Here is a 26,703-nt window from a genome sequence, read left to right as displayed (position 1 = left end):
CAATTTATTCTAAGTTGATGCTCAAGCCCAAACCTCTCAACTCGTGCAGCAATACATTCAGTGATTCGGGGATACCCGGAGCAGGCATCGGCTCACCCTTAACGATTGCTTCGTAAGCCTTGGAGCGTCCGACAACATCATCAGACTTAATAGTCAAAATCTCTTGCAGGATGTGTGCCGCACCGAATGCCTCGAGCGCCCAAACTTCCATTTCTCCAAAACGCTGACCACCGAACTGCGCCTTACCTCCCAACGGCTGTTGCGTAATAAGTGAGTACGGACCGATAGAACGTGCGTGCATCTTGTCTTCAACCATGTGGCCGAGTTTCAACATGTATGTCACACCTACCGTAGCCTGTTGCTCGAACGCCTCACCTGTACCACCGTCGAACAAAGTAGTCTTGCCATAGCGAGGCAGACCTGCCTTGTCGGTCCATTCGTTCAAGTCGTCCAGCGTGGCACCGTCGAAGATAGGCGTAGCGAACTTAACGCCCAAATTCTTTCCGGCACGTCCCAAAACCGCCTCGAATATCTGGCCGATGTTCATACGTGAAGGCACACCCAGCGGGTTCAATACGATATCTACCGGAGTACCGTCCGCCAAGAACGGCATATCCTCCTGACGTACCACGCGCGAAACAATACCCTTGTTACCGTGGCGACCGGCCATCTTATCACCAACACCGATTTTACGTTTCTTGGCGATGTAAACCTTAGCCATCTGAATGATACCCGCAGGTAACTCGTCACCAATGGTAATAGCGAATTTCTTACGCTTCAACTCTGCATCGAGCTCTTTATATTTCTTGATGAAGTTCATCACCAGTGCACGAATCAATCCGTTGGTGTGCTCATCTTTTGTCCAGTTACTCAATTGAATGGCAGTGAAGTCCATATCGCTGAAATCGGAAGCTGAGAACTTAGCGCCCTTACTAATTACTTCGGCTCCCATATAGTCCTTCACACCCTCGGATGTGTAGTTTTCTGTGAGCTTCAAGAGCTTGTTCACCAATATCTTCTTCAAGTCGGCTACCTTACCGTCGAACTCATCGTCGATCTTCGGCAGCAACGCTTTATCCGCCAATTTGGAACTACGAGTCTTGATGACGCGGGAGAACAGACGCTTACCGATAATAACACCCTTCAAAGACGGAGATGCCTTCAAAGAAGCGTCTTTCACATCGCCAGCCTTATCACCGAAGATGGCGCGAAGCAACTTTTCTTCCGGAGAAGGGTCTGATTCTCCCTTCGGAGTAATTTTACCAATTAGGATGTCGCCCGGCTCGATACGGGCACCCACGCGAACGATACCGTTCTCGTCGAGGTCCTTTGTAGCTTCTTCGCTTACGTTAGGAATATCGGAAGTCAACTCTTCCATACCGCGCTTCGTTTCACGAACTTCCAAAGAGTACTCTTCTACGTGTACGGAAGTCAAAAGGTCTTCGCGAACCACACGTTCGTTCAATACAATAGCATCCTCATAGTTATATCCCTTCCAAGGCATGTAGGCAACCAACAGGTTCTTACCCAAAGCAAGCTCGCCCTGTTCGGTGGAGTAACCCTCGGTAAGGATTTGCCCTTTCGTCACGCGCTGACCTTTCTCACAAATAGGTCGAAGGTCAATCGTCATGTTCTGGTTGGTACGACGCCATTTAGGAATCGTATATTCTTTCAGTGCAGATTCGAAGCTTACGAACTCTTCGTCTTCCGTACGGTCATACAGAATGCGGATAGTCGTAGCATCCACGAAATCAACAACACCCTCGCCCTCGGCGGTAATCTGCGTACGAGAGTCGCGTGCGAGCTGACGTTCGATGCCTGTACCTACAATCGGAGCTTCGCTCTTCAACAAAGGAACTGCCTGGCGCATCATGTTAGACCCCATCAACGCACGGTTGGCATCGTCATGCTCCAAGAACGGAATCAAAGAGGCCGCAATAGAAGCAATCTGCTGGGGAGATACGTCCATCAATTCCACTTCATCAGGCGCTACAACCGGATAGTCGGCGTCCTGACGTGATTTTACTCTGTCGCGTACGAAAGTTCCGTCATCGTTCAAAGGCGCATTGCCCTGAGCGATAATCTTTTCTTCTTCTTCTTCGGCTGTGAGGTAAACCAGACCTTCATCCGAAAGGTCTACTTTTCCGTTAGCCACCTTACGGTACGGAGTCTCGATGAAACCCAGCTCATTAATCTTGGCGAACACACAGAGTGAAGAAATCAAACCGATGTTAGGACCTTCAGGCGTTTCAATCGGACACAGACGTCCGTAGTGAGTATAGTGTACGTCACGCACCTCGAAACCGGCACGCTCACGCGACAAACCACCGGGACCCAGAGCAGACATACGACGCTTGTGAGTGATTTCGGCAAGCGGGTTGGTCTGGTCCATGAACTGTGACAAGGCGTTCGTTCCGAAGAATGAATTGATAACGGAAGAAATAGTCTTGGCGTTAATCAAGTCAATCGGAGTGAAGACTTCATTGTCACGAACATTCATACGCTCGCGGATGGTACGTGACATACGTGCCAAACCGATAGCAAACTGGTTGGACAATTGTTCGCCTACTGTACGTACACGACGGTTACTCAAGTGGTCGATATCATCAACATCCGCTTTTGAGTTAATCAACTCGATCAGATACTTGATAATCTCGATAATATCTTCCTTGGTGAGGACACGCACGTCCATATCTGTCGTTAAGTTCAACTTTCTGTTGATACGGTAACGACCTACATCACCCAAGTCATATCTCTTTTCTGAGAAGAACAGGTTGTTGATAACCTCGCGTGCACTGGCATCATCGGCCGGGTCTGCATTTCGCAACTGACGGTAGATGTAAAGCACTGCCTCTTTTTCCGAGTTACTGGGGTCCTTCTGCAGAGTATTATATATAATAGAGTAGTCAGACTGGTTCGGCTCTTCCTTGTGTACAAGGATGTTCTGAACGCCCGACTCTAATATAATGTCAACATGTTCCGGCTCGATTATGGTTTCACGGTCGATAACAACTTCGTTACGCTCGATAGAAACAACTTCACCGGTATCTTCGTCTACAAAATCCTCAATCCATGTTTTCAATACACGTGCCGCCAACTTACGACCTACAATCTTCTTGAGGTTCGTCTTGTTCACCTTCACGTCTTCTGCCAAGTTGAAGATTTCAAGAATATCCTTATCATTCTCAAAACCGATAGCTCTCAGCAATGTGGTTACCGGCAACTTCTTCTTACGGTCGATATAAGCATACATGACATTGTTGATGTCGGTAGCAAACTCAATCCAAGAACCCTTGAACGGGATAATACGGGCTGAGTATAACTTAGTACCGTTGGCATGCACGCTCTGACCGAAGAATACGCCCGGAGAACGGTGAAGCTGTGACACAACAACACGTTCCGCACCGTTGATGACGAACGTAGCTTTATCCGTCATGTAAGGAATCGGACCCAGGAATACATCCTGAATAACCGTATCAAAATCTTCGTGGTCGGGGTCGGTACAATATAATTTTAATTTTGCCTTTAAGGGTACACTATAGGTAAGCCCTCGCTCTATACATTCGTCTATAGTATAACGCGGCGGATCAATATAGTAGTCCAAAAACTCAAGAACAAAATTATTTCTTGTATCGGCAATGGGGAAGTTTTCAGCAAATACTTTATACAGTCCCTCGTTCTTACGTTTCTCGGGTGGGGTATCCAGTTGTAAAAAGTCTTTGAATGACTTCAATTGTACTTCCAGGAAATCCGGATATTCCAGCGGATTCTTAGTCGAAGCAAAATTAACTCTTTGATTTACAGTATTTGAAGACATCTGTTAATGGATTTGTAGAACTTAATTTTAAATATATACACAAAAAGGTAAAGAACCCTTTTCACGAAGGGTTCCTTACCGAATTACCTGATTGACAGGCTAATGTTATTTAAGTTCAACTTCAGCTCCAGCTTCTTCCAATGTTTTCTTCAACGATTCTGCTTCGTCTTTAGCCAAACCTTCTTTTACTACGCTAGGAGCACCGTCTACCATGTCCTTAGCTTCCTTCAAACCAAGACCGCAAGCTTCCTTAACGGCTTTAACTACTTGAAGTTTAGCTGAGCCAGCGCTCTTCAATACTACATCGAAAGAAGATTTTTCTTCAGCGGCAGCAGCAGCACCAGCTGCAGGACCAGCAGCAACAGCAACAGCTGCAGCAGCAGGTTCAATACCGTATTCTTCTTTCAGGATAGTTGCAAGTTCATTAACTTCTTTTACTGTCAAGTTAACTAATTGTTCTGCAAAAGCTTTCAAATCTGCCATTTTTGTATGATTTTAATTGTTTAATTACTAAAATAAATTGATGTTTTTTTGTTTCCGAAGTTACGCTTCGGGACGTTCACCGAGAGTCTTGAGAACTCCGTGAATGGTGTTACCACCTGATTGTAGAGCAGAAATAACGTTCTTGGCCGGTGATTGCAGCAAAGCAACGATTTCAGCAATAACTTCATTCTTACTCTTGATACTTACGAGAGCATCCAACTGGTCAGCACCAACATAGAAGCTTTCTTCTGCATACGCAGCTTTCAATCCGGGAATACCGTTCTTAGCTTTATCTTTCAGCAGTTTAGCAGGTGCATTCGCTGTGTTGCAAAACATTACAGCTGTCGTACCCTTCATGCAGTCGTAAAGCGGAGAATAATCTTCTTCCAGGCTTTCCAATGCTTTGTGAAGCAATGTGTTCTTAACTACCATCAGTTTGATGTCAGCCTTGAAACATAAAGCTCTCAACGCGCTTGTATCAGCAGCGTTCATAGCAGTAGTGTCTACCAAATAGAAGTGACCGTATTCCTTAACTGTAGCAGCAATCTGCTCAATAATCGTACTTTTATCTTCCTTTCTCATTATTACTCCGTTTTATTAGATTTCTTCTACTGATTTCGGGTCAATCTTGATACCCGCACTCATCGTGCTAGAAAGATAAATACTCTTGATATATGTACCCTTGGCTGCGGTCGGTTTCAATTTATTCAAAGTAGAGATGAATTCTTTCGCATTGTCGCGAATTTGATCAGCACTAAATGAAACTTTACCAATAGAAGTGTGAACAATACCGCTCTTATCAACCTTGAAGTCAATTTTACCTTGTTTTACTTCTTTTACAGCTTTAGCAACATCCATAGTTACAGTGCCACTCTTCGGGTTCGGCATCAATCCACGAGGACCGAGTACACGACCGAGTGCACCAATCTTACCCATGATAGACGGCATAGTGATGATTACATCAATATCAGTCCATCCACTTTTGATCTTTTCAATATATTCGTCAAGACCAACATAGTCAGCTCCGGCTTCTTTTGCAGCAGCTTCAGCATCCGGTGTACAAAGCACCAAAACGCGTGTAACTTTACCAGTACCGTGAGGAAGTGATACAACACCTCTCACCATCTGGTTAGCCTTACGCGGGTCAACGCCCAAACGTACGTCGATATCCAGAGAAGCGTCAAACTTAGTAAAAGTGATCTCTTTTACCAATTGAGCAGCTTCTTTGAGAGAGTATGCTTTCCCTGCTTCAATTTTTTCTGCAGCCAACTTTTGATTTTTTGTCAGTTTACTCATTCTAATTGAAGTTTATTAGTTATTAACCGGGAACTCCCCTTTTACAGCGATACCCATACTACGAGCTGTACCGGCAACCATCTTCATGGCAGCTTCTACAGTGAAACAGTTTAAGTCAACCATCTTGTCCTGAGCAATCGTACGAACCTGTTCCCAAGTAATCTCGGCAACTTTCTTACGGTTAGGCTCAGCAGAACCACTCTTTACCTTAGCCACTTCAAGTAATTGAATAGCAACGGGAGGAGTCTTGATTACAAAATCGAAAGACTTATCTGCGTAGTAAGTGATAATCACAGGAAGAATCTTTCCTGCTTTGTCTTGGGTTCTGGCGTTGAATTGCTTGCAAAACTCCATGATATTGATTCCCTTAGAACCCAGAGCAGGTCCAACGGGAGGTGATGGATTTGCCGCGCCTCCTTTAATCTGTAATTTGATTAGTCCAGCAACTTCTTTAGCCATTTTTTAATTGATTTATATATAAACATTAATGAAGAATATTACAGCGTAACACCTGTACTATTCTTTTTCTACTTGCATAAAGCCCAATTCGAGCGGAGTCTTCCGTCCGAATATCTTTACCATGACCTTCAGTTTCTTCTTCTCGGTATTCACTTCTTCAATGATTCCACTAAATCCACTGAACGGACCGTAATTCACCTTTACAGTCTCGCCGACTACATACGGGATATTCAGTTCTTCACCGGCATCCTGTAATTCGTCAACTGTGCCAAGTATACGATTCACTTCCGACTGTCTCAGAGGAACGGGTTTTTCCGATCCACCCAAGAACCCTATCACATTAGGAGTATTTCTCAGATGGTGAGCGACCTCACCTACCAGAGCAGCCTCCACCAAAACGTAACCAGGGAGATAACTTCTCTCTTTCACAATTTTCTTACCATTGCGAACCTGATATACCTTTTCGGTAGGAATCAATACCTGAGATACATAATCACCAAGGTCGCTGTTTTTAATGTCAGCTTCAAGGTATTCCTTTACCTTAGCTTCTTTTCCGCTAATAGCACGCAGAACGTACCATTTCTTTTCAATCTCAGACATTTCTCCTTCTTTTTAATGTGGATAAACAAATTCCATTAAATGCTGGAAACAGAAGTCCATCGCAAATACTACCAATGCAATAAGCAGGGAAGCATATAAAACAACTACTGCACTGTTAGTAAGTTCAGAATACGTAGGCCACGACACTTTATGAACAAGTTCGTCGTAAGTTTCTTTAAAATAAGCTACTATCTTCTTCATTTCAAAAATATTAGCACGGGAGGAGAGGCTCGAACTCCCGACACCCGGTTTTGGAGACCGGTGCTCTACCAACTGAGCTACTCCCGTGTGAACATAATCAGTTCCCGACAGAATACCGGGAACTGATTAAGATATTTGGTTATTAGTCGAGAATTTCAGTAATCTGACCAGAACCTACTGTACGACCACCTTCACGGATAGCAAAACGCAAACCTACGTTCAATGCTACCGGGTAGATCAATTCTACAGTGATTTCTACGTTATCACCAGGCATTACCATTTCAGTTCCTTCCGGAAGAGTGATTTCACCTGTACAGTCCATAGTACGCAGATAGAACTGAGGACGGTATTTGTTATGGAACGGAGTGTGACGACCACCTTCTTCTTTCTTCAAAACGTAGATAGAAGCTTTGAACTTAGAGTGAGGCTTAATCTGACCTGGCTTACAAAGAACCATACCACGTTTGATTTCGTTCTTGTCGATACCACGGAGCAACAGACCTACGTTGTCACCAGCTTCACCTTGATCCAACAGTTTGCGGAACATTTCAACACCAGTTACAACTGATTTCTTGTCTTCACCCAAACCAAGGATTTCTACTTCGTCACCTACGTGAATAACGCCGGCTTCGATACGACCAGTAGCTACAGTACCACGACCAGTAATTGAGAATACATCTTCAACTGGCATCAAGAACGGTTTATCAACATCACGCGGAGGCAATGGAATCCAATTATCGCAGGCATCCATCAATTCCATAACTTTTTCTTCCCACTTTTCAACACCGTTCAATGCGCCAAGAGCAGAACCTTGAATGAAAGGAGTGTTGTCGCCATCGAATTCGTAAGCTGAAAGCAGTTCACGCATTTCCATTTCAACGAGTTCCAACATTTCAGCGTCATCTACCATGTCGCACTTGTTCATGAATACAACCAGTCTAGGAACGTTTACCTGACGAGCCAACAGGATGTGTTCGCGAGTCTGAGGCATCGGACCATCGGTTGCAGCAACTACGATGATAGCACCGTCCATCTGAGCAGCACCAGTTACCATGTTCTTAACGTAGTCAGCGTGACCCGGACAGTCTACGTGAGCGTAGTGACGGTTAGCGGTTTCATACTCAACGTGTGAAGTATTGATAGTAATACCTCTTTCCTTTTCTTCAGGAGCGTTGTCGATCTGATCAAATGATTTTACTTCAGAAAAACCTTTTTTGCCCAACACAGTAGTGATAGCAGCAGTCAACGTGGTTTTACCGTGGTCTACGTGACCAATTGTACCAATGTTTACGTGCGGTTTGGTACGTTCGAATTTCTCTTTAGCCATAGCTTTACTTGTTATTTATTTGATTAATAATCAGCTTTTACATCTTTATGAGCTGTTACCGGGACTTGAACCCGGGACCTCTTCCTTACCAAGGAAGTGCTCTACCGCTGAGCTATAACAGCAGGAAAACCGGAGTTGTGGGCAAAGATGGATTCGAACCACCGAAGGCGTAAGCCAGCAGATTTACAGTCTGCCCCATTTGGCCACTCTGGTATTTGCCCAATACTATAGAACTCTTTTTTCCCTCTACCGGAATCCTCGTATGATATATTTCAATTCTCCGACGACAATCCACTTTCTTTTGAGCCTCTTGTCGGATTCGAACCAACGACCCCGAGATTACAAATCACGTGCTCTGGCCAACTGAGCTAAAGAGGCAGGCTTAAAAAATGCAACCGTAACGTTCTAGTGTGAGCGAAACGGCTGCAAATTTAGACATTTATTTTTTACCCGCAAAATTTTAGCGGAATTTTATTTGCTCCGTTGTTTTTCCTTGTACTTAACCAGCTGTTTTTCCAAAGCTTCCAAACAAAGATCGACTGCTTCTTCAAACGTATCACAAACCTTATTTGCATAAAGTTCGCCATTGGGAACCAATACTTTCACTCCGACTTCTTTATTTTCGGCTGTTTCCGGTTTAACTACCTTTAATGACACCTCTACTTTCTCTATATCATCGTAATATTTCTCCAATTTGGCAGCTTTCTTTTGAATAAAAGACTGCAACTGCTCTGACGCATCAAAGTGAATCGATTGAATTCTAACTATCATACTTACCTCCTTTTTCTTTAGGCCCGAGGATGAGCCTGATTATACACTTTTTTAAGTTCTTCAAAAGTAGCATGCGTATAAACTTCGGTAGTCGCCAAACTTTCGTGCCCAAGCAACTCTTTTATCGAGCCTAAATCAGCACCGTTATTGAGCATAGCCGTTGCAAAGGTATGCCTCAACACATGGGGACTTCTTTTTTTTACAGTTACTACCTTCGACAGGTTCCGTTTCACAATATATGCTACGATACTACGAGTAATCCGCCCTCCGTTCTTTCGAATAAAAAAAGCATCCGAACGAACCGGAAACGATTTATTTCGCTCATTGACATATTCCTGCATAGAACATCTTAACTCTTCATCAAAAGGTATCAGACGTTGTTTATTCCGTTTTCCCACCACTTTAATCAGGGAAGCCAAGAAATCAACATCTTTATCATCCAACCCTACCAATTCCGAAAGTCGCATGCCGGTCGCATAAAACATTTCGACAATCATACGGTCGCGACACCCTTCAAATCCTTCTCCAAAGTCGATATCATCCAACAGCCTATTCATTTCGCTTTCTCTCAGAAAAACCGGAAGCGGCTTCTTTTTCCTCGGCCTCGTTATCTTCTGTAATGGATCCGACTCAACCACCCCTTTTCGCAAAAGGTATTTATAATAAGTACGGATAGAACTCAACTTTCGATTTATCGAATTAAAAGCATAACCTCTATCCATCAAGGAAGCAATCCATTCACGAACAAGTTCCACATCTACATCCGATGGAGTTAAATTGCCCAACAGTTCCTCGCCAAACTTCTGCAGTTCAAGAATATCCGTCCGGTAGAATTCTACGGTATATTTGGAATAATTCCGCTCATACAGAAGATAGTCAAGAAAAGAATCTGTCAACAACATATCGTTACATCTAAATCATGCAACGAATGTATAAAAAAGAATCCAATAATTCAAAGGAAATTACGAATTATTAATCTTCTACTTGTTGAAGTTGCTGAACGTAAACTGCACGTTCTTTCTTAAGTCTTTTAGTCACAGACGGTTTATCAAACTGCTGTCTGCTTCTCAACTCTTTAACAATACCAGTCTTTTCAAATTTTCTTTTAAATTTCTTCAGCGCTTTTTCAATGTTTTCGCCTTCTTTTACAGGTACTACAATCATTTTTTGTTTTTAAAATTTAATGGTTTATAAAATCTCACGATCAAATTGAGCGGCAAAATTACACATACTTTCTTTATTCACAAAACTTTCGGCAAAAAAAAACGATAATCCCGATATAAAATACCTGCCTTTATTACTGGCAGTTATCAAAATCATCCGTACAAGAAGTTGCACTTGCGGCAGCGACCATAATAAAATAACCGGATCTCGTCCATAATTGAAGTAAAGTGAGTATCTTTGAAAGCACTTACCAATACCTTTATAGTATGAATTCAATAATAAACGAACGCATTGCTGCCCTACGGGCACACATCGCCAAAGAAAACATACAAGCATTCATCATTCCAAGTACAGACCCTCACCTCAGTGAGTATGTAGCGCCGCACTGGCAGTCGAGAGAATGGATTTCAGGCTTTACCGGCTCTGCGGGTACGGTAGTTGTCACAGCAAAAGAGGCCGGGTTGTGGACAGACTCCCGCTATTTCCTGCAAGCCGACCGGCAAATAGAAGGAACCGGTATCGCATTATACAAAGAGATGTTACCCGAAACGCCAAGTATTCCCGCATTTTTGAGTTCGCTATTACAGAAGGGCGACACAGTGGGCATAGACGGAAAAATGTTTTCTGCCGACGAAGTGCAACATCTGCAACGGGAACTGAGGCAAAGCGGCATTCATGTAAAAAGCATCGCCGACCCCATGCAACTGTTATGGAGCGACCGACCGGCAATGCCGTTGGCTCCGGCATTTGTTTACGACACGAAGTATGCAGGTAAGAGTTTTACGGAAAAGCTGTCGGCCGTCCGAAAAAAAATGAAAGCGGCGAGTGCAGAGTCTTTATTGCTGTCGGCACTGGACGAGATAGCATGGCTGCTCAACATCCGGGGAAGTGACGTGCATTGTAATCCGGTTGTTGTAAGTTATCTGCTGATTGAGAGATACGAAATACACTGTTTCATCCAGCCGCAAAAGGTCACAGCCGAATTGGCTTCATATTTCAAAGCAAACGGTATTTCCATACACGGATACAAAGAAATAGAAGATTACCTTAGCAATACTCATGCGGAAAGCATACTGGTAAATCCAGTAAAAACAAATTATGCCATCTATTCGGCGATTTGTCCCGCATGCCGGATAATCAACGGTACATCTCCCATTGCTTTGCTGAAAGCGGTTCGCAATGAGCAAGAAATAATCGGAATCCACGCAGCGATGCAAAGAGACGGAATAGCATTAGTCAGGTTTTTGAAATGGCTGGAAGAGGCCGTTCCTGCAGGCAGAGAAACGGAAATCAGCGTAGACAGAAAGCTGCATGAATTCCGGGCAGCCCAGCCGCTCTACATGGGAGAAAGTTTTGACACGATTGCCGGCTACAAAGAACACGGAGCCATCATTCATTATGAAGCCACTCCAGAAACGGACGTAGCGCTAAAACCGGAAGGTTTTCTACTACTGGATTCCGGAGCACAATATCTGGACGGAACAACAGATATAACCCGCACTATCGCGCTCGGCAACCTGACGGAAGAAGAAAAGCTTGACTATACCTTAATATTAAAAGGACATATCGCATTGGCAATGGCCGTATTTCCCGAAGGTACCCGCGGAGCGCAACTGGATGTGTTGGCACGCATGCCGATATGGCAGCAGCACATGAACTACCTGCATGGAACCGGACATGGAGTAGGACATTTCCTCAATGTACACGAAGGACCGCAAAGCATACGGATGAACGAGAATCCCATCCCTTTACAACCGGGTATGATTACTTCCAACGAACCGGGTGTGTACAAAGCCGGGAGTCATGGTATCCGTACCGAAAACCTTGTATTGACCGTTCCTGCGGGCAAAGGCATGTTCGGCAATTACCTGAAATTTGAAACAATCACCCTATGTCCCATCTGCCGGAAAGGTATTATCAAAGAGCTGCTGACAGCAGAAGAAATCAAGTGGCTGAACAAGTACCACCAGACTGTATACGAAAAATTGGCGCCGGACTTGAACAATGATGAAAGGGAATGGTTGAAAGAAGCATGTAAAGCAATAATCACTAAATAAAATGGCACTAATAAAATCAGTAAGAGGCTTTACTCCGGAAATCGGAGAGAACTGTTTTTTAGCAGATAACGCTGCTATCATCGGAGATGTAAAAATGGGACGTGATTGCAGTATCTGGTTCAGTACCGTACTGCGTGGCGACGTCAACTCCATTCGTATCGGCAACGGTGTAAACATCCAAGACGGAAGCGTACTGCACACCCTGTATGAGAAATCTACAATTGAGATAGGAGACCATGTTTCTGTGGGACACAATGTCACCATTCACGGAGCCACAATCAAGGATTACGCACTCGTAGGCATGGGTTCCACTATCTTAGACAATGCCGTAGTAGGCGAAGGTGCTATTGTAGCCGCCGGTTCATTGGTACTTAGCAATACCATAATAGAGCCGGGGAGCATCTGGGGAGGCGTACCTGCCAAATTCATCAAAAAGGTAGACCCTGAACAGGCTAAAGAATTAAATCAGAAGATTGCACACAACTACCTGATGTATTCCGATTGGTATAAATAAGGCTACCTGTCATTCAGAGCGAAGCGAAGAAGCTACTCTCCTCTATATGTAGAAGGAGCAGCTTCTTCGCTTCGCTCTGAATGACAGGTAGTATAGGTTGTTCGATTGATAACAATCAATCTGCTAAAAGTTTATCATACCCAGAACCTTATCCGTAGTCCCGGCATTATCGGTTACGTAAGCTCCGGCATTTTTACCGGCTTCACGAAGGAAATCTTCATCTCCCAGCATACGGTCAAGCAATATTTTCAACTCCTCATAGCTCTTGATAGAGAACCCGCCCTTCGCTTCCAACAGATGGATGGCTTCTTGGAACTTCTGATACTTCGGGCCGAAGATTACCGGAATACCGTACACAGCAGCTTCCAGCGTATTATGAATGCCCACTCCGAAACCACCGCCGATATAAGCAATCTCCCCATAACGGTAGATGGAAGAGAGCAACCCGAAACAGTCTATTATCAGACAATCCGCCTTACGGACATTCTTCTCATCCGCACGGGTATAACGTACATACGGACGTTTCAGTTTGCGGATTATCTCCACCAAATGGTTTTCATCAATTACGTGCGGAGCAATAATCAGCTTCACTTCCGGATGCCGATTAAAATATTCGATGAACAAATCCTCATCGGGTTGCCAGGAGCTTCCGGCAACAAAAGTCATTGTATTATTTTTAAACAGCTCAACCAGTGGCAAATCCTTGGCTTCATCCCGAATTTGAAGTACACGGTCGAAACGGGTATCACCCACTACAGTCACCTTATTGATGCCGATTTTCGACAGATAACGCTTGGAACGTTCATTCTGCACAAATATATGGTCGAAGTTACGCAGCACGTTTCTGTACGTTCCGCCGTACCATTTAAAGAAAATCTGCCCGCGACGGAAGATGGAAGACACGCTATAAACAGGTGTGCGACGCTTGTGCAACTCATCCAGATAGTTTTTCCAAAACTCATACTTGATGAAGAATGCCATGCAGGGATTCACCAAATCGAGGAACTTCTTCACATTGCGTGGCTTGTCGAAAGGCAGGTAACAAACAATATCCGCCCCCCGGTAATTCTTACGCACTTCGTAACCCGACGGCGAAAAGAATGTCAGCAAAATACGATAATTGGGATATTTGGCACGTATCTTCTCTATCAACGGACGCCCCTGCTCAAACTCGCCCAAAGAAGCCGCGTGGAACCAGATATAGCGCGCATCCTTCTCCAACTGTTGCCGAAGAAGCTCATACACCACCCAATGTCCCTTCATCATCTTCCGTGGTTTACGGCTGAAAGGAGCAGCCAGATGTACCACAATATCATAGATTATTATTGCCAAATTATAAAGCATACTATCTCAGTTAAGAATGAATAATGAAGAATGCAAACGGTATGACAAGAAATCCCTCATTCCTGATTATTTATTTCAATGTTTCGATAGCACGCTGAATACGGGAAAGCGTTTCTTCCTTACCCAGCAACGCGGTAATATCAAACATATGCGGTCCCTTGCACTCGCCCACCACTGCCAGACGGAAAGCATTCATCACATTACCCATGTGATATTCCTTTTCCGTAATCCAACCGATTACAATATCTTCTGATGGTTTTGACGAGAAATCCGCAATGCCGCGAAGCACTTCCATAAGCTCCGTCATGATGCGCGGAGTATCTTCCGACCAGCGCTTCTTCACATCCTTCTCGGCGTATTGCCGGGGAGCGACAAAGAAGAAACGGGTTTGATCCCACAACTCTTTTACAAAATTGACGCGTCCCTTTACCAAAGAAACTACCGTAGTAAGGAATGTATTGCTATATGCATCGGGATTTACACCATTATCTTTCAGCACCGGTTTGAAAAGTTCCGCAAGTTCTTCATCCGATTTTTGAAGAATATATTCATGGTTGAACCAGATACCTTTCTTATAGTCGAACTTGGCACCCGATTTGCTGCAATGGCTCAGATTGAACAGTTTCACAAGTTCGTCCATCGACATCAGTTCCTGGTCATTGCCCGGATTCCAGCCCAATAAGGCAAGGAAGTTGATAACGGCCTCAGGCAGATAACCCGATTCGCGATAGCCCGAAGACACCTCACCCGACTTAGGATCGTGCCATTCCAACGGGAACACCGGGAAACCGAGGCGGTCACCGTCACGCTTGCTGAGCTTGCCGTTACCTTCGGGCTTCAGCAACAACGGCAGATGCGCGAAAGCCGGCATCGTATCTTCCCAGCCGAAAGCACGATACAACAGCACGTGCAACGGAGCGGAAGGCAACCATTCCTCACCGCGGATAACGTGAGAGACTTTCATCAAATGGTCGTCCACAATATTCGCCAAGTGGTAGGTAGGCAGTTCGTCTGCCGATTTATAAAGAACTTTATCGTCAAGGACAGACGAGTTTATCACTACTTCGCCACGAATCAAGTCGTTCACATGCACATCTTCATTCGGTTCTATCTTGAAACGTACTACATACTGCTTGCCCTCTGCAATCAGCGTATCCACTTCCTCTTTGGAGAGCGTCAACGAATTGCGCATCTGCATACGCGTAGAAGCATCATACTGGAAATTGGCTATTTCCGCACGCTTGGCATCCAATTCTTCCGGAGTATCAAAAGCGATGTAAGCCTTACCAGCATCCAACAGCACCTGCACGTACTTCTTGTATATTTCACGACGCTCGGACTGACGGTACGGACCATGTTCTCCGCCGAAGCTGACACCTTCATCAAAAAGAATACCCAGCCACTTGAAAGACTCCAATATATATTCTTCCGCTCCTGGTACAAACCGGTTAGAATCAGTATCTTCAACACGGAAAATTAAATCTCCTCCATGCTGACGCGCAAAGAGATAATTATATAACGCAGTACGCACACCGCCGATGTGCAACGCCCCCGTAGGACTTGGGGCAAAACGGACTCTGACCTTTCTTTCTGTCATAATCTATCTTACTTATAAATAAATTAGACGGCAAAATTAAACCTTTTTTTCCATACTATTGTTTTTTTTTGTACTTTTCGCAAAAATTTCAACCGATATGAGTTATTTCAAAGGCAAAAACAAAGAGTTATCGTTCAGAGATTTGATATACAGGGCACTTATTTTTATAGGCACCGTCGGAGTTATCGTGTACTTCCTGCCAAGGGACGGCAAGTTCAATTACCAGTTTGATATTGACAAACCCTGGAAGTACGGACAGCTGATGGCCACTTTCGATTTCCCTATCTACAAAGACGACCAAGTAGTAAAAAGAGAGCAAGACAGCATCCTGGCTTCTTTCCAACCCTATTTTCAGTTGAATAAAAGTACGGAGAGACAGGCGCTCAAAAAATTGAAAGACGATTATCAAATGCACCTGCGCGACGTCCTGCCTTCTGCCGATTACATCCGCCATATAGAAAGGATACTTTCCGAAATATATCAGGCTGGAATACTTTCTACCGAAGAACTTGCCCAATTGCACAAAGACAGTACATCCGCCATCATGGTGATAGACGACAAGCTTGCCAACCAACGGAATATCGATAAACTCTATTCCGTAAAACAGGCATACGCCTATCTCCTTACTGCCGATACCACTCACTATCATCCGAACATACTCCGGCAATGTTCTCTCAACGAGTACTTGTCGCCCAACCTCACTTACGATGCCCAGCGGACGGAAACCGCCAAGAAAGAAATCCTCGACAACTACTCATGGGCAAACGGTATCGTACTGAGCGGACAGAAAATCATCGACCGCGGCGAGATAGTGAACCAAGAAACCTACAACATCCTCGAAAGCCTGCGCAAAGAGTCCATCCAGCGTAGCGAATCCATCGGGCAGAAACGGTTGATGCTGGCAGGACAAGTATTATACGTCAGTATCTTCATGCTTTGTTTCATGCTCTATCTCGACCTTTTTCGTAAGGACTATTATAACCGCAAGGGCAGTCTCTCGCTGCTCTTCGCCCTTATCATGTTTTACTGTGTGGTAACGGCCGTTATGGTGGCAAACAACATATTCAATGTATATGTCATTCCTTATGCCATGCTGCCTATCATTATCCGCGTGTTCCTCGACTCCCGGACGGCTTTCCTCACGCAGGTCGTCACGATACTGATATGTTCCATCTGCCTGCGCTATCCGCATGAGTTTATACTGTTGCAGCTTACGGCCGGACTGGTTGCCATTTTCAGTTTGAGAGAGTTATCACAACGCTCGCAGCTATTCCGCACCGCCATTCTGGTAATTCTGACCTATGCAGCCGTTTACTTCGCCTTCGAACTGATAACGGAAAACGATTTATCGAAGCTGAACGGCAGCATGTACACTTATTTTGTCATAAACGGCGTATTGCTGCTCTTTACTTATCCGTTGCTTTTCCTGGTAGAAAAAACTTTTGGCTTTACATCGAACGTTACTTTAGTGGAATTGTCCAATATCAATAACAGCTTACTGCGACGTATGTCGGAAACCGTACCGGGTACATTCCAACATTCCATGCAGGTAGCCAACCTCGCCGCCGAAGCCGCCAACCGTATCAGTGCAAAGAGCCAGCTGGTACGTACAGGCGCTCTATATCATGACATTGGCAAGATGGAGAATCCGGTATTCTTCACCGAGAACCAGTCGGGCGGTGTCAACCCACACAAGAACCTCAGCTACGAACAAAGCGCGCAAGTCGTTATCAGCCACGTAACGGACGGACTGAAACTGGCAGAGAAAAACAACCTGCCTAAAGTCATCAAAGACTTCATCACCACACATCACGGTCGTGGAAAAACAAAATATTTCTACATTTCTTGGAAAAACGAACATCCCGGTGAGGAGCCTAACGACGAACTGTTCACTTATCCCGGTCCCAATCCGTTCACCAAGGAGCAGGCTATCCTGATGATGGCCGACTCCGTAGAAGCAGCATCACGCAGCCTGTCCGAATATACGGAAGAAAGCATCAGCAATCTGGTAGACAAAATCATCGATTCTCAGGTAGAGGAAGGTTATTTCAAAGAATGCCCTATCACCTTCAAGGATATAGCGACGGTGAAAGCCGTTTTCAAAGAGAAGTTGAAAACAATCTATCACACCCGTATCAGTTACCCGGAACTTAAAAAGTAAAATCTATGGAAGTAAGCGCCAAAGAACGACAAAGAGCGGAACAGCTGTTGCAAAGCCAACGGATTCAGCTGCACCGGATTAAAAGTTTCAGTTTCATGAAACGGTATCATCAGGCATCGCACAAGGATGTCCCGACAGGAAAAGATAAATATGGTCCGGGAATATTCGTTTTTCATCTGAAAGACAAACAGGATAAAGTATTATATCTGCCGCCTTTCAAGCATCCTTCATCCCTCGTCCGTTTTTTGGTATCTCAAGGAATACCTTTTACCAACTACACCCCGCATGAACGAAGTACGGACTTTCTTCCCGCAACAACCTACCAGCGTCCCTCGCTGTATATGTTCTGGTTCTTTATATTATTCCTTATGTTTTTAATATTGGGGTACTACTCCATCAGCGGTGACGTATGGTGGGGATTCATTCCGGCCATACTGTCTTTCGGATTGAGCCTTTTCTTCATCTGTATGCTAATGACCCGTTTTTGCTATTTGTCATTGGACAATGAAGCCCTTACCGTACACAGCGTAGGAAGGACAATCCGCTACCCCTATGCGGAATTGCGGAAAGTAAACTTCGATTTTGCCCGAGAGCAGACATTTACCCATATCATGGAACTGCTTGATAAAGATTACCGTTACCGCCTTTTTTACATCGGCAGGGTTTCAAGAAAGAAACTGAATGAAATAGCCGAACGGTTACAACAAGTCGGAGTGGATGCAACGTGCAGCCTCAACGACAACAAACGCTTTTATCAGGATGAGAGACATTGATTGGCTATCGGATGATTAGTGATTGACAACCGGTGATTATCCATTGCTCCCAACCATCTCGAGTAGTCCCGCACAAGCATCTTCCAATACATCAAGCACATATTCAAAACCCTCGGCCCCACCATAATAAGGGTCGGGAACGTGGTCAGCATGAGTAAACTTCGTGCAATATTCCGTCATGCGATGTATCTTTTTCCACGCTTCGACAGAAGGGGCACGGTCTTTCAAATCATCAATATTGCGGTCATCCATTCCGATGATTAAATCGAAATCATAGAAATCATCCGTACATACCGGACGGGAGCGATGCGTTAGGTCGTAACCGCGGCGAGCGGCATGAGCACGCATCCTACTGTCGGGCAGTTCTCCCTGATGATAGGAAAGAATACCCGCCGAATCGATAATAAACTCATCTTCACGTCCGGCCTGTTCAATCAGTTGTTTCATTACACCTTCCGCCGAAGAAGAACGGCAGATATTACCCAAACACACAAACAATATCTTAGTTTTTCCTTTGGTTTGCAACATATTACATATATCAATCATTACTCCCTACATCGGGTCTACGTCATAATACACTATCAGCGACTTGAAGCGGTCTTCCATAACCATCTCTTTCTGCACCTGTATCAGTAACTCCCGAACATGCGCCATAGGAGCTTTCGTTTCAATCTTCACAACGATTTTACGAATAAACAAGGTTTGCACACGTGCCACAGGCGGTTTGTCCGGTCCCAACACCCGATTGCCGAAAATGGCACGCAACTTACCCGCCATCGTCTGCGCCATTAAGTCAAGCAAAGTCTCATTGCGATTCTTCAAATACACATACACAAGACGATAATAAGGGGGATAATGGAACATTTGTCGTTCGGCAAGCTGTCCGTCCACCATACCTTCGTAATCATTGGCTATTACTTGGGGAATGATAAGATGGTCGATGCTTTTGGTTTGCAGCACTACCCTACCCCGTTTGTTCTTCCGTCCTGCACGTCCCGCCACTTGAGCCATAAGCTGGAAAGCACGCTCATAGGCACGAAAATCCGGATAATTCAACATAGTATCGGCATTCAGAATGCCCACTACATTTACATGGTCGAAGTCCAATCCCTTGGAAACCATCTGCGTACCGATAAGAATATCTGTCTTTCCTTGTTCAAAGTCTGCAATAATACGCTCATAAGCAGCACGCGTGCGGGTTGTATCCAAATCCATACGGGCAACGGTAGCTTCGGGAAACAGAAGTTTGATGTCACCCTCTATCTTTTCCGTACCAAAACCTCGGTTACGCAAATCCGCACCCTCACAGGCTGGGCAGATGCGAGGCAGTTGATAGGTATATCCACAATAATGACAGGTCAACTGGTTTAGTCCTTTATGATATGTCAGGCTGACATCGCAATTCTTACATTTGGGAACCCAGCCGCACGTATGACATTCTATCATCGGGGCAAACCCTCTGCGATTCTGAAACAGGATAATCTGTTCTTTCTGTTCCAACGCTTCACGGATATATTGCAACAACAAAGGAGAGAACGGGCCGTTCATCCGCTTATTGCGTTGCAGTTCCTTTATATCCACCGAAATAATCTCCGGCAACTGTATTTCCTTATACCTTTCTTTCAGTTCCACCAATCCATACTTACCGGACATAGCGTTATACCAGGTTTCGATGGACGGGGTTGCCGTACCCAATAAAGTCTTGGCACCATACAGCGCAGCCAGCACAATAGCGGCATTACGCGCATGGTAGCGGGGTGCAGGGTCTTGCTGTTTATAAGTGTTTTCATGCTCCTCGTCCACAATAATCAGACCCAGATTGCGGAAAGGCAAAAATACGGAAGAGCGTACTCCCAGGATAATGTCATACCCGCCGTCCGAGAGTTGCTTCTGCCAAATCTCCACCCGCTCGGCATCAGGAAACTTAGAATGATAGATACCGAGACGGGCTCCGAATACCCGTTGCAGACGTTCGGTGATTTGTGTCGTCAGGGCTATCTCCGGCAACAGATACAACACTTGCTTTCCCTGACGGATAGTTTCTTCTATCAGATGAATATAAATTTCCGTTTTTCCGCTGGATGTAACCCCATGCAGCAGGCAGACATTCTTAGTCTGAAAACTCTCCGCAATATCATCGTGAGCCCGTTGCTGATGCTCGTTCAAAGGATTTAAAGGGAATGTCGCTTTGGTTAAAGTGGTATTCAGTCTGCCAACCTCCTGCTGATAAACCTCAAAAACTCCGCGCTCCACCAATCCGTTGAACACAGCGGGAGTAGCGGAAGCCCGCTGTAAAAGCTCTTTCTTGGTGACTTCTTTCGGTGTTTTGCCCAAACAACCGGAGAGCTCTATATATTTCATCAGCAAATCCAACTGTTTGGGAGCACGGCGCTGCAATTCATCAAAGAAAAAGTGCAGACGTCGTTCGTTGCTTGCCGCTTCAGTCAAGCGCACGCGAGTTTCTGTCTTGGGCTTATAGGTACGCTTCAACTCTTCCTTTACAAAAATAGCTTCCTTGTCCAGCAAGGCCTTTATCACAGACAGGATATTCTTGATACCGCTCTCCTTTTCCAATTTCGTAACGCACTGTTCGGGTTCTGCAGAAAGCAGGTCCAGTATCTTCCGTTCTCTTTCCGGCAACTGCACATCCGATTCAAAATCGGGATTGTACTCCACCATTGTCTCACTCTCTAATTTCAGACCGGATGGAAGAGCCGCTTTATAGACATCACCCTGAGTACAGAGATAATAATCCGACAGCCATTCCCAAAACCTGAATTGTTCGGACAACAGGATAGGATGTGCATCCAGCAGGGCACTCACTTCCTTTACCTCATATTCGGTCGGTGCGGAATAATGTATGTTCCGCACAATGGCCGTATAGTACTTCTTTCGTCCGAAAGGCACTACTACCCGGCAGCCAATCTGTACTTCCCCTGCCATATCTTTCGGTAGTAAATACGTAAAACTGCCATGCAGAGGAAGGGGCAATATGACATCTACAAACTTTTCCATTGCAGCGACAAAGATAATGTAAAAAAACGGCGTTGCCAATCAAAATCGACAACGCCATCCAAAGATAGTCTCGTTATATCCTTAGAACAGGTAAGCGGCGGAAATCTGCCAAGTCTTATTCTTTGCACCGATAGCCTCACCTGCACTCTTCCAAGTGAATGAGTCTCCGCAAGGAATCATATAATTGAAACCAATCTGTAAATGCTGAATCAGCTTCACACCTGCACCTACATTGATGCCCACTTGAGCCTTTTTACTCTCTATCTTATCTCCCCCCTCAAAGTTCTTATCACCCTTAAAGTTGAAAAAGAAGTCCGGACCGGCAGCAACATAAATGCCCAGCATACTGCCCAAGCCGATAGAATATTTCAGATTGACAGGTATGTCCAAGCCGGCTTGCTTCATATCAATACCTTCCATTTTATCACCTCTTTGAGAATACAGCAAAGCACCGTCCACACCTAAACCAACAATGGGAATCGTTACTTCCGCCATAGGACCGAAAAAGAATCCGGTAGAATTATCTTTCATCCCTTCAAGTTTAAGTTTCGACAAGTTCACACCACCTTTGACACCAAACTTAAGCAATTGAGCCTGAGCCGGTATAGCCACTGCCAAACAGCATATAGCTATCATAAAAACACTAAAGATTTTTTTCATAATTCAATATGTTTAAATAATCGGGACAAATATATGTAAATTATCCCTAAAAAGAACAATTAGCATTCCAAGATTGTTCATGCAGAGATGACAATCACAGTATCGGCAAATTATTTAGCAGTACTCATGCAAACGCCTACCGGCAAAGGGAGAGAGCGGCATTAGTGCTGTGTACCCGCAAAAAATATAAAATTAATAATTATCTTTGCATTCGGAGAATATCTTCTTATTCGGATTCGGCTAACACATTATGATAAAGATTAGAAAAACAGACATCACAGAGCTCAATACCCTCATGGACATCTTCGAGCAGGGAAAACGCATCATGCGCAAAGACGGGAACATGAAACAGTGGACCGGCGGCTACCCCACCGAAGAAATTATCAAGAAAGATATCGAGAACGGAAACAGCTATGTATGCCTCGATGAAGAACAGAATATCGTAGGAACTTTCGCCTTTATACAAGGAAACGACCCTACCTATGTGCAAATCCACGACGGTGAATGGATAGACGATATCCGCCCGTATGGCGTTATCCACCGTCTGGCAAGTACGGAAAACAGTAAAGGCATAGCATCCGCCTGCCTGCAATGGTGTTACCGCCAAATACCCAACTTGCGTGCCGATACCCATCGCGATAATCATATCCTGCAATATATCCTCAAGAAACACGGCTTCCAATATTGCGGCATCATCTACTTGCTGAACGGAGACGAACGGCTGGCTTTCCAGAAACTGTAAAGGCAGGATAAGTAAATTCAAATAATCATAATCTCTCAAACATTCCATACAGGACATTTGTAATAATGCCGAACAATTTCCGTCAAGGAAGATAAAACAAAATTCTGTATGAAGAAAGATTATGAAACAATGACAGTCGGCGAGATTGTTGCCGACAATTTCGGTAATGCCGAAGTATTCGATAAGTATGGCATCGACTTTTGCTGCCACGGTTCTATTCTTTTGCCCAAAGCCAGCCAAAAAGCGGGAGCGGATATGGATGAGGTTATCAAAGACATTGAGAACCTTGCTCCGATAGCTACCGAAAACATCGACTTCAAGAACTGGCCGCTGGACTTACTCGCAGATTACATTTTGAAGATACATCACCGCAACATCCGCAAGAACGGACCGAAGATACAGGAACTGCTCGACAAAGTATGTAAGGTACATGGCGAAAATCATCCTGCACTATACAATGTGCAAGTGTTGCTCCGGCAATCGCTTTCCGATCTCAACCAACACCTCGACAAGGAAGAGCTGGTATTGTTTCCATACATCTACGAAATGGTGAAAGCCAAACTTGACGGCGCCACACTCCCCAAATTTCACTGCGGCAGCATCCAGGATCCCATATCCGTAATGATGTCCGAGCATGATACCGAAGGTGAACGTTTCCGCCACATCGAGAAACTAACAAACGGATATTCTGCTCCGGAAGATGCCTGCAACAGCTACCAATTGGTATTACAACAACTCAAAGCGTTTGAAGCCGCCCTGCATCAGCACATCCATTTGGAAAACAACATCGTTTTCCCGCGTGCCATACAACTGGAAGCGGAATTACAAGAGCATCCATGACGCAAATCAGAATCAAACGAGTATATGAAGCCCCCGATGCGGCAGACGGTTATCGTGTATTGGTAGACCGCCTGTGGCCTCGCGGTATAAAAAAAGAGCATCTGAAAAGTGATGTATGGGAAAAGGACATCACTCCTTCCGCCAAACTGCGTAAATGGTTTCACGAAAATACGACGGAACATTGGGAAGACTTTGCGAATATATATCGAACGGAATTGGAAGGCTCGGATGCCGTACGGCAATTTATGGAAAGAATAAAAACGTATGACACCGTAACCTTATTGTATGCATCAAAAGATCCCATACGCAATCACGCGCGCATCCTTCAGCAGTTTCTTTCGGCTCACATGGCCTAACGAACGATATACTTCTTTTTCAGTTCTTCCACACCGGTTCCGGTAAAATACTCTTCCACGAAGTCCCAACGCTGTTCGTCCGTCAGAGCATCGGTACCGAAGAAAGAGGAAAATAAATCTATCTGCTCCTCAAAAATACGCTCGTTGGCATCCAAAATGAGATTGTGATATTCATTGGAATCCGCCAATTGTTGCAGAAGCTCCGGATTGTCGAACCGGACGTGTACGCAGGGGGTACCACCACCCTCTACACTGAACGAAAGGCAGTCGAGCATGGAAAGAAGATTGAGCAGCATATTCAAATCGGAGAACGGAGTGCAGTAGAACTGTAAACGCGCGCCCTTATTGCCTGTGATACGTTGGGTAAACAGCTTTTGATAACGGGACAAAAGCAGGTCGAAGCCTTTGATTACAGTAAATGAAAGCTCATTCGAGTCTTTCTTCTTGATACTGCTGATATAGCTTACGCTACGTCCCTCTTCGGTGCGGCTTTCCAATAGCGAACCGATGAAACGCTTGGCAGACGGCACATCCATGCCGTGCTCGGCAAATACCGCACGCAGTTCTTCTTCATCGAAACGTCCTTTCGATTTCAGCAAAGCCGTCTTCAGCATCGTCACCAAATTCTTGAACAAAGCGTCCATACGCTGTCGGATAATCGTTGCATCTTCTTTCAGCAGAACTTCGTGCTTACCCACGGAGACGGCACGGGAACCTTCCCACAAGGTACCACTATTCAGTTTCTGTTTGAACTCTCTATATCCCAACTCGGGAAAACACTCTTCCCAAAGAGTATCCAGACGGGCTCGATAGACGTCTTCTTCACCTTCCACTCTTGTAAGATAGCTCTGAAACTCGCGTGCAAAGGTATCACCGGTCTTATCCTGAACGTAACCCTCTGCCAGCAGATTTTGCGGACTGACTTCCAACAAATGCGTTCCGTACCGCTGCGACAAATCATCTTCCAACCACAGTAAAGCGGTCTTAATAAGTTGTCCCAGTTCGGCCTCATACTCCAGTTTGTTCTTGGTACGCGGCAACTTCACCACAAACTCAAAGTCGGACAGGGAAACAAGAATTTCCTTTTTCTCTCCTTTCATCCGATATACTTCCATGAGCTTTTTCAGAATCAGCTCCAACTGTTCCTGTGCAATATTACCCGTTTGATGCAGACGTTTCATATAATAAAAGTCACGCTCGTGATAGTCAGTGGCGGCAATGCCTTGAACATCCGCATCACGGGCTGCACGGCCTATTTCCTGAATGTAATCGACAAACGTACCCGAAGGCGCTACGTGGTAGACACGATCAATATCGCTGATGTCCACACCCATGCCGAAAGCTTTTGTGGCGACAATCATCCGCTTCATGCCCTCTTTAAAATCCTGCACAATGGCGGCTTTCTGCTCTTTTTCTTTCTTACCGTAATAGGAAGCTACCCAATGCCAGTCGGCAGAGCGTACCCAAGTCTTTATACGCATATCTATACTACCGGCAAAGGGATAGTAAAGCAGGGTTTTATGCCCGTTGAGGAAGTCTTCCACACGTCCGGATATGACGCGCTGCTTACCTTTATCGTAGGTTTCCCCCTCTTCCAATGTGAGCTGTCGGATATCGAAACCGATATTCTTACGCTTTACCGTACCGACATAAAGCACGCAAGGCTCCATCTGTAGGGAGCGGATCGTCTCGAATACCATATCATTGCCCCCTTTGGGATTCCACACGGCAGTGGCGGTCAAGGCAAACAACGGGAATGTATAACCTAGGTTCTGCTTCAAAGCACTTAAATAGCGCCCCAGAAACCAATAGTCCACACGGAACTCTTTACCCCAGGTGGTTACCGTATGCGCCTCATCGATAACTACCATGCCAATACGGCGATTGCCGACAAAATGTTTGATGTCGTAGGAGAGCAACAACTCTGGCGAAAGATAAAACAGGTCAATTTCTCCCTCACGTACCGCCCGATAAACCTCCATCTTCTGCTCCGGTGAAAGGTCAGAAGATGCATACGCCACACGTTCATAACCCAAGTCTTGCAAACCTTCTACCTGGTCTACTATCAGTGCCTTCAAAGGAGAAACAACAATGGTTAGCAGATTATATTCTTTTCCCAGATAGATAGCCGGGAGTTGGAACAACAGAGATTTACCCGAACCCGTCGGGGCGGTCAGCAGAATATTATCCGGTTGCACTTCTTCTTTCCGCGCCTTTTCCGCCTCACGGATTACATTTTCAATCAGTTGCCCTTGAGAGATGCAGAGTGTTTCCCTGCTTTTAAACAAATCATCGTAAATTTCAAGATTACGAAAGCGGTCGTAACCATAGGTTTCTTTCAAAAGTTCCGTTATACTCTGCCGACAGTCTTCGGGCAAATGGCGTTCTTTTAATTCGGGCAAACGGCATGCCTCTCCTGTTTGTGTCATCATCAATACAATGGGGATTAAAAAGAAAAAAGATAGTATCCCAGCCATAGCAAAGGCCTTCGTACTACCTCTTTCTATAATTTGTCTTATCCGTAAA

Annotated in this window: 24 protein-coding genes and 4 tRNA genes; 7 read left to right on the top strand and 21 right to left on the bottom strand. The window is 45.0% G+C overall.

The window, feature by feature from the left end; translation table 11 throughout:
• Window positions 1-4 precede the first annotated feature (4 nt).
• The 15 genes from rpoB to rpsU form a co-directional block, all read right to left on the bottom strand.
• Window positions 5-3,817, bottom strand: a complete 3,813-nt coding sequence (gene rpoB / locus BUB52_RS11235; RefSeq protein ID WP_009122246.1) for a DNA-directed RNA polymerase subunit beta — start codon at window positions 3,815-3,817, stop codon at window positions 5-7.
• Window positions 3,818-3,922: 105 nt separating this feature from the next.
• The gene (rplL, locus tag BUB52_RS11230) at window positions 3,923-4,300 is read right to left on the bottom strand and encodes a 50S ribosomal protein L7/L12 (protein ID WP_009122245.1); all 378 of its coding nucleotides are present in this window, start codon (window positions 4,298-4,300) and stop codon (window positions 3,923-3,925) included.
• A gap of 60 nt (window positions 4,301-4,360) precedes the next feature.
• Window positions 4,361-4,882, bottom strand: coding sequence for a 50S ribosomal protein L10 (gene rplJ, locus BUB52_RS11225; RefSeq protein ID WP_009122244.1), 522 nt, complete (start codon window positions 4,880-4,882; stop codon window positions 4,361-4,363).
• Window positions 4,883-4,897: 15 nt separating this feature from the next.
• Window positions 4,898-5,596 (bottom strand): 50S ribosomal protein L1, encoded by a 699-nt coding sequence (rplA, locus tag BUB52_RS11220; protein ID WP_009122243.1) that lies wholly within the window; start codon window positions 5,594-5,596, stop codon window positions 4,898-4,900.
• Between the two features lie 15 nt (window positions 5,597-5,611).
• Window positions 5,612-6,055 carry a 50S ribosomal protein L11 gene (gene rplK / locus BUB52_RS11215; protein ID WP_004291286.1) on the bottom strand — a complete coding sequence of 148 codons (444 nt, stop codon included), beginning with the start codon at window positions 6,053-6,055 and terminating at the stop codon, window positions 5,612-5,614.
• Between the two features lie 57 nt (window positions 6,056-6,112).
• Complete coding sequence (gene nusG / locus BUB52_RS11210; protein ID WP_004291287.1) at window positions 6,113-6,655, bottom strand: transcription termination/antitermination protein NusG; 543 nt, start codon at window positions 6,653-6,655, stop codon at window positions 6,113-6,115.
• A gap of 12 nt (window positions 6,656-6,667) precedes the next feature.
• Window positions 6,668-6,856 carry a preprotein translocase subunit SecE gene (gene secE, locus BUB52_RS15985; protein WP_004291288.1) on the bottom strand — a complete coding sequence of 63 codons (189 nt, stop codon included), beginning with the start codon at window positions 6,854-6,856 and terminating at the stop codon, window positions 6,668-6,670.
• A gap of 14 nt (window positions 6,857-6,870) precedes the next feature.
• Window positions 6,871-6,943: transfer RNA gene (locus BUB52_RS11200), tRNA-Trp, on the bottom strand.
• A gap of 55 nt (window positions 6,944-6,998) precedes the next feature.
• Window positions 6,999-8,183 carry an elongation factor Tu gene (gene tuf, locus BUB52_RS11195; protein WP_009122242.1) on the bottom strand — a complete coding sequence of 395 codons (1,185 nt, stop codon included), beginning with the start codon at window positions 8,181-8,183 and terminating at the stop codon, window positions 6,999-7,001.
• A 50-nt stretch (window positions 8,184-8,233) separates the two neighbouring features.
• A tRNA-Thr gene (locus tag BUB52_RS11190) sits at window positions 8,234-8,305 on the bottom strand.
• A 16-nt stretch (window positions 8,306-8,321) separates the two neighbouring features.
• Window positions 8,322-8,404, bottom strand: a tRNA-Tyr gene (locus BUB52_RS11185).
• Window positions 8,405-8,487: 83 nt separating this feature from the next.
• Window positions 8,488-8,561: transfer RNA gene (locus BUB52_RS11180), tRNA-Thr, on the bottom strand.
• Window positions 8,562-8,654: 93 nt separating this feature from the next.
• On the bottom strand, window positions 8,655-8,954 hold the full coding sequence (gene hpf, locus BUB52_RS11175; protein ID WP_009122241.1) for a ribosome hibernation-promoting factor, HPF/YfiA family: 300 nt from the start codon (window positions 8,952-8,954) through the stop codon (window positions 8,655-8,657).
• A gap of 17 nt (window positions 8,955-8,971) precedes the next feature.
• Window positions 8,972-9,856: a site-specific tyrosine recombinase/integron integrase gene (gene xerA, locus BUB52_RS11170; protein ID WP_009122240.1), complete on the bottom strand. Its 885-nt coding sequence runs from the start codon at window positions 9,854-9,856 to the stop codon at window positions 8,972-8,974.
• Between the two features lie 70 nt (window positions 9,857-9,926).
• Window positions 9,927-10,118, bottom strand: a complete 192-nt coding sequence (rpsU, locus tag BUB52_RS11165; protein WP_002558090.1) for a 30S ribosomal protein S21 — start codon at window positions 10,116-10,118, stop codon at window positions 9,927-9,929.
• Window positions 10,119-10,384: 266 nt separating this feature from the next.
• Between rpsU and BUB52_RS11160 the strand changes: the two genes are divergently transcribed.
• Both BUB52_RS11160 and BUB52_RS11155 read left to right on the top strand, forming a co-directional pair.
• Window positions 10,385-12,175 carry an aminopeptidase P family protein gene (locus tag BUB52_RS11160; protein ID WP_009122238.1) on the top strand — a complete coding sequence of 597 codons (1,791 nt, stop codon included), beginning with the start codon at window positions 10,385-10,387 and terminating at the stop codon, window positions 12,173-12,175.
• Window position 12,176: 1 nt separating this feature from the next.
• Window positions 12,177-12,689, top strand: a complete 513-nt coding sequence (locus tag BUB52_RS11155; RefSeq protein ID WP_009122237.1) for a gamma carbonic anhydrase family protein — start codon at window positions 12,177-12,179, stop codon at window positions 12,687-12,689.
• Between the two features lie 123 nt (window positions 12,690-12,812).
• Here BUB52_RS11155 and BUB52_RS11150 read toward each other — a convergent pair whose 3' ends face one another.
• Together BUB52_RS11150 and gltX are read right to left on the bottom strand one after the other, a co-directional pair.
• Window positions 12,813-14,033 carry a 3-deoxy-D-manno-octulosonic acid transferase gene (locus BUB52_RS11150; RefSeq protein ID WP_009122236.1) on the bottom strand — a complete coding sequence of 407 codons (1,221 nt, stop codon included), beginning with the start codon at window positions 14,031-14,033 and terminating at the stop codon, window positions 12,813-12,815.
• A 70-nt stretch (window positions 14,034-14,103) separates the two neighbouring features.
• Window positions 14,104-15,630, bottom strand: a complete 1,527-nt coding sequence (gene gltX, locus BUB52_RS11145; RefSeq protein ID WP_009122235.1) for a glutamate--tRNA ligase — start codon at window positions 15,628-15,630, stop codon at window positions 14,104-14,106.
• 97 nt (window positions 15,631-15,727) lie between these two features.
• On the opposite strand from gltX, the gene BUB52_RS11140 reads away from it, so the two are divergent.
• Together BUB52_RS11140 and BUB52_RS11135 are read left to right on the top strand one after the other, a co-directional pair.
• Complete coding sequence (locus BUB52_RS11140) at window positions 15,728-17,791, top strand: HD family phosphohydrolase (protein ID WP_009122234.1); 2,064 nt, start codon at window positions 15,728-15,730, stop codon at window positions 17,789-17,791.
• 5 nt (window positions 17,792-17,796) lie between these two features.
• Window positions 17,797-18,564, top strand: coding sequence for a hypothetical protein (locus BUB52_RS11135; RefSeq protein WP_009122233.1), 768 nt, complete (start codon window positions 17,797-17,799; stop codon window positions 18,562-18,564).
• Window positions 18,565-18,600: 36 nt separating this feature from the next.
• Here the strand turns inward: BUB52_RS11135 and BUB52_RS11130 are convergent, their stop codons facing one another.
• The 3 genes from BUB52_RS11130 to BUB52_RS11120 form a co-directional block, all read right to left on the bottom strand.
• Window positions 18,601-19,092: a low molecular weight protein-tyrosine-phosphatase gene (locus BUB52_RS11130; protein WP_039950868.1), complete on the bottom strand. Its 492-nt coding sequence runs from the start codon at window positions 19,090-19,092 to the stop codon at window positions 18,601-18,603.
• A gap of 24 nt (window positions 19,093-19,116) precedes the next feature.
• On the bottom strand, window positions 19,117-21,579 hold the full coding sequence (gene priA, locus BUB52_RS11125; RefSeq protein ID WP_009122231.1) for a replication restart helicase PriA: 2,463 nt from the start codon (window positions 21,577-21,579) through the stop codon (window positions 19,117-19,119).
• 81 nt (window positions 21,580-21,660) lie between these two features.
• On the bottom strand, window positions 21,661-22,239 hold the full coding sequence (locus BUB52_RS11120) for a porin family protein (protein WP_009122230.1): 579 nt from the start codon (window positions 22,237-22,239) through the stop codon (window positions 21,661-21,663).
• Between the two features lie 250 nt (window positions 22,240-22,489).
• On the opposite strand from BUB52_RS11120, the gene BUB52_RS11115 reads away from it, so the two are divergent.
• The 3 genes from BUB52_RS11115 (at window position 22,490) to BUB52_RS11105 (ending at window position 24,177) form a co-directional block, all read left to right on the top strand.
• Window positions 22,490-22,981 carry an N-acetyltransferase gene (locus tag BUB52_RS11115; protein ID WP_039950804.1) on the top strand — a complete coding sequence of 164 codons (492 nt, stop codon included), beginning with the start codon at window positions 22,490-22,492 and terminating at the stop codon, window positions 22,979-22,981.
• Between the two features lie 108 nt (window positions 22,982-23,089).
• Window positions 23,090-23,821: an iron-sulfur cluster repair di-iron protein gene (gene ric / locus BUB52_RS11110; protein WP_009122228.1), complete on the top strand. Its 732-nt coding sequence runs from the start codon at window positions 23,090-23,092 to the stop codon at window positions 23,819-23,821.
• Window positions 23,818-24,177: a DUF488 domain-containing protein gene (locus BUB52_RS11105; RefSeq protein ID WP_009122227.1), complete on the top strand. Its 360-nt coding sequence runs from the start codon at window positions 23,818-23,820 to the stop codon at window positions 24,175-24,177. Before ric ends, BUB52_RS11105 begins: the two co-directional genes overlap by 4 nt.
• Here BUB52_RS11105 and BUB52_RS11100 read toward each other — a convergent pair.
• Complete coding sequence (locus BUB52_RS11100) at window positions 24,174-26,609, bottom strand: DEAD/DEAH box helicase (protein WP_039950802.1); 2,436 nt, start codon at window positions 26,607-26,609, stop codon at window positions 24,174-24,176. The genes BUB52_RS11105 and BUB52_RS11100 overlap by 4 nt on opposite strands.
• Window positions 26,610-26,703 lie beyond the last annotated feature (94 nt).

Origin of the sequence: Bacteroides clarus YIT 12056, assembly GCF_900129655.1 — a bacterium.
Classification (GTDB): Bacteria; Bacteroidota; Bacteroidia; order Bacteroidales; family Bacteroidaceae; genus Bacteroides; species Bacteroides clarus.
This window is presented reverse-complemented; position numbering and strand designations above follow the sequence as displayed.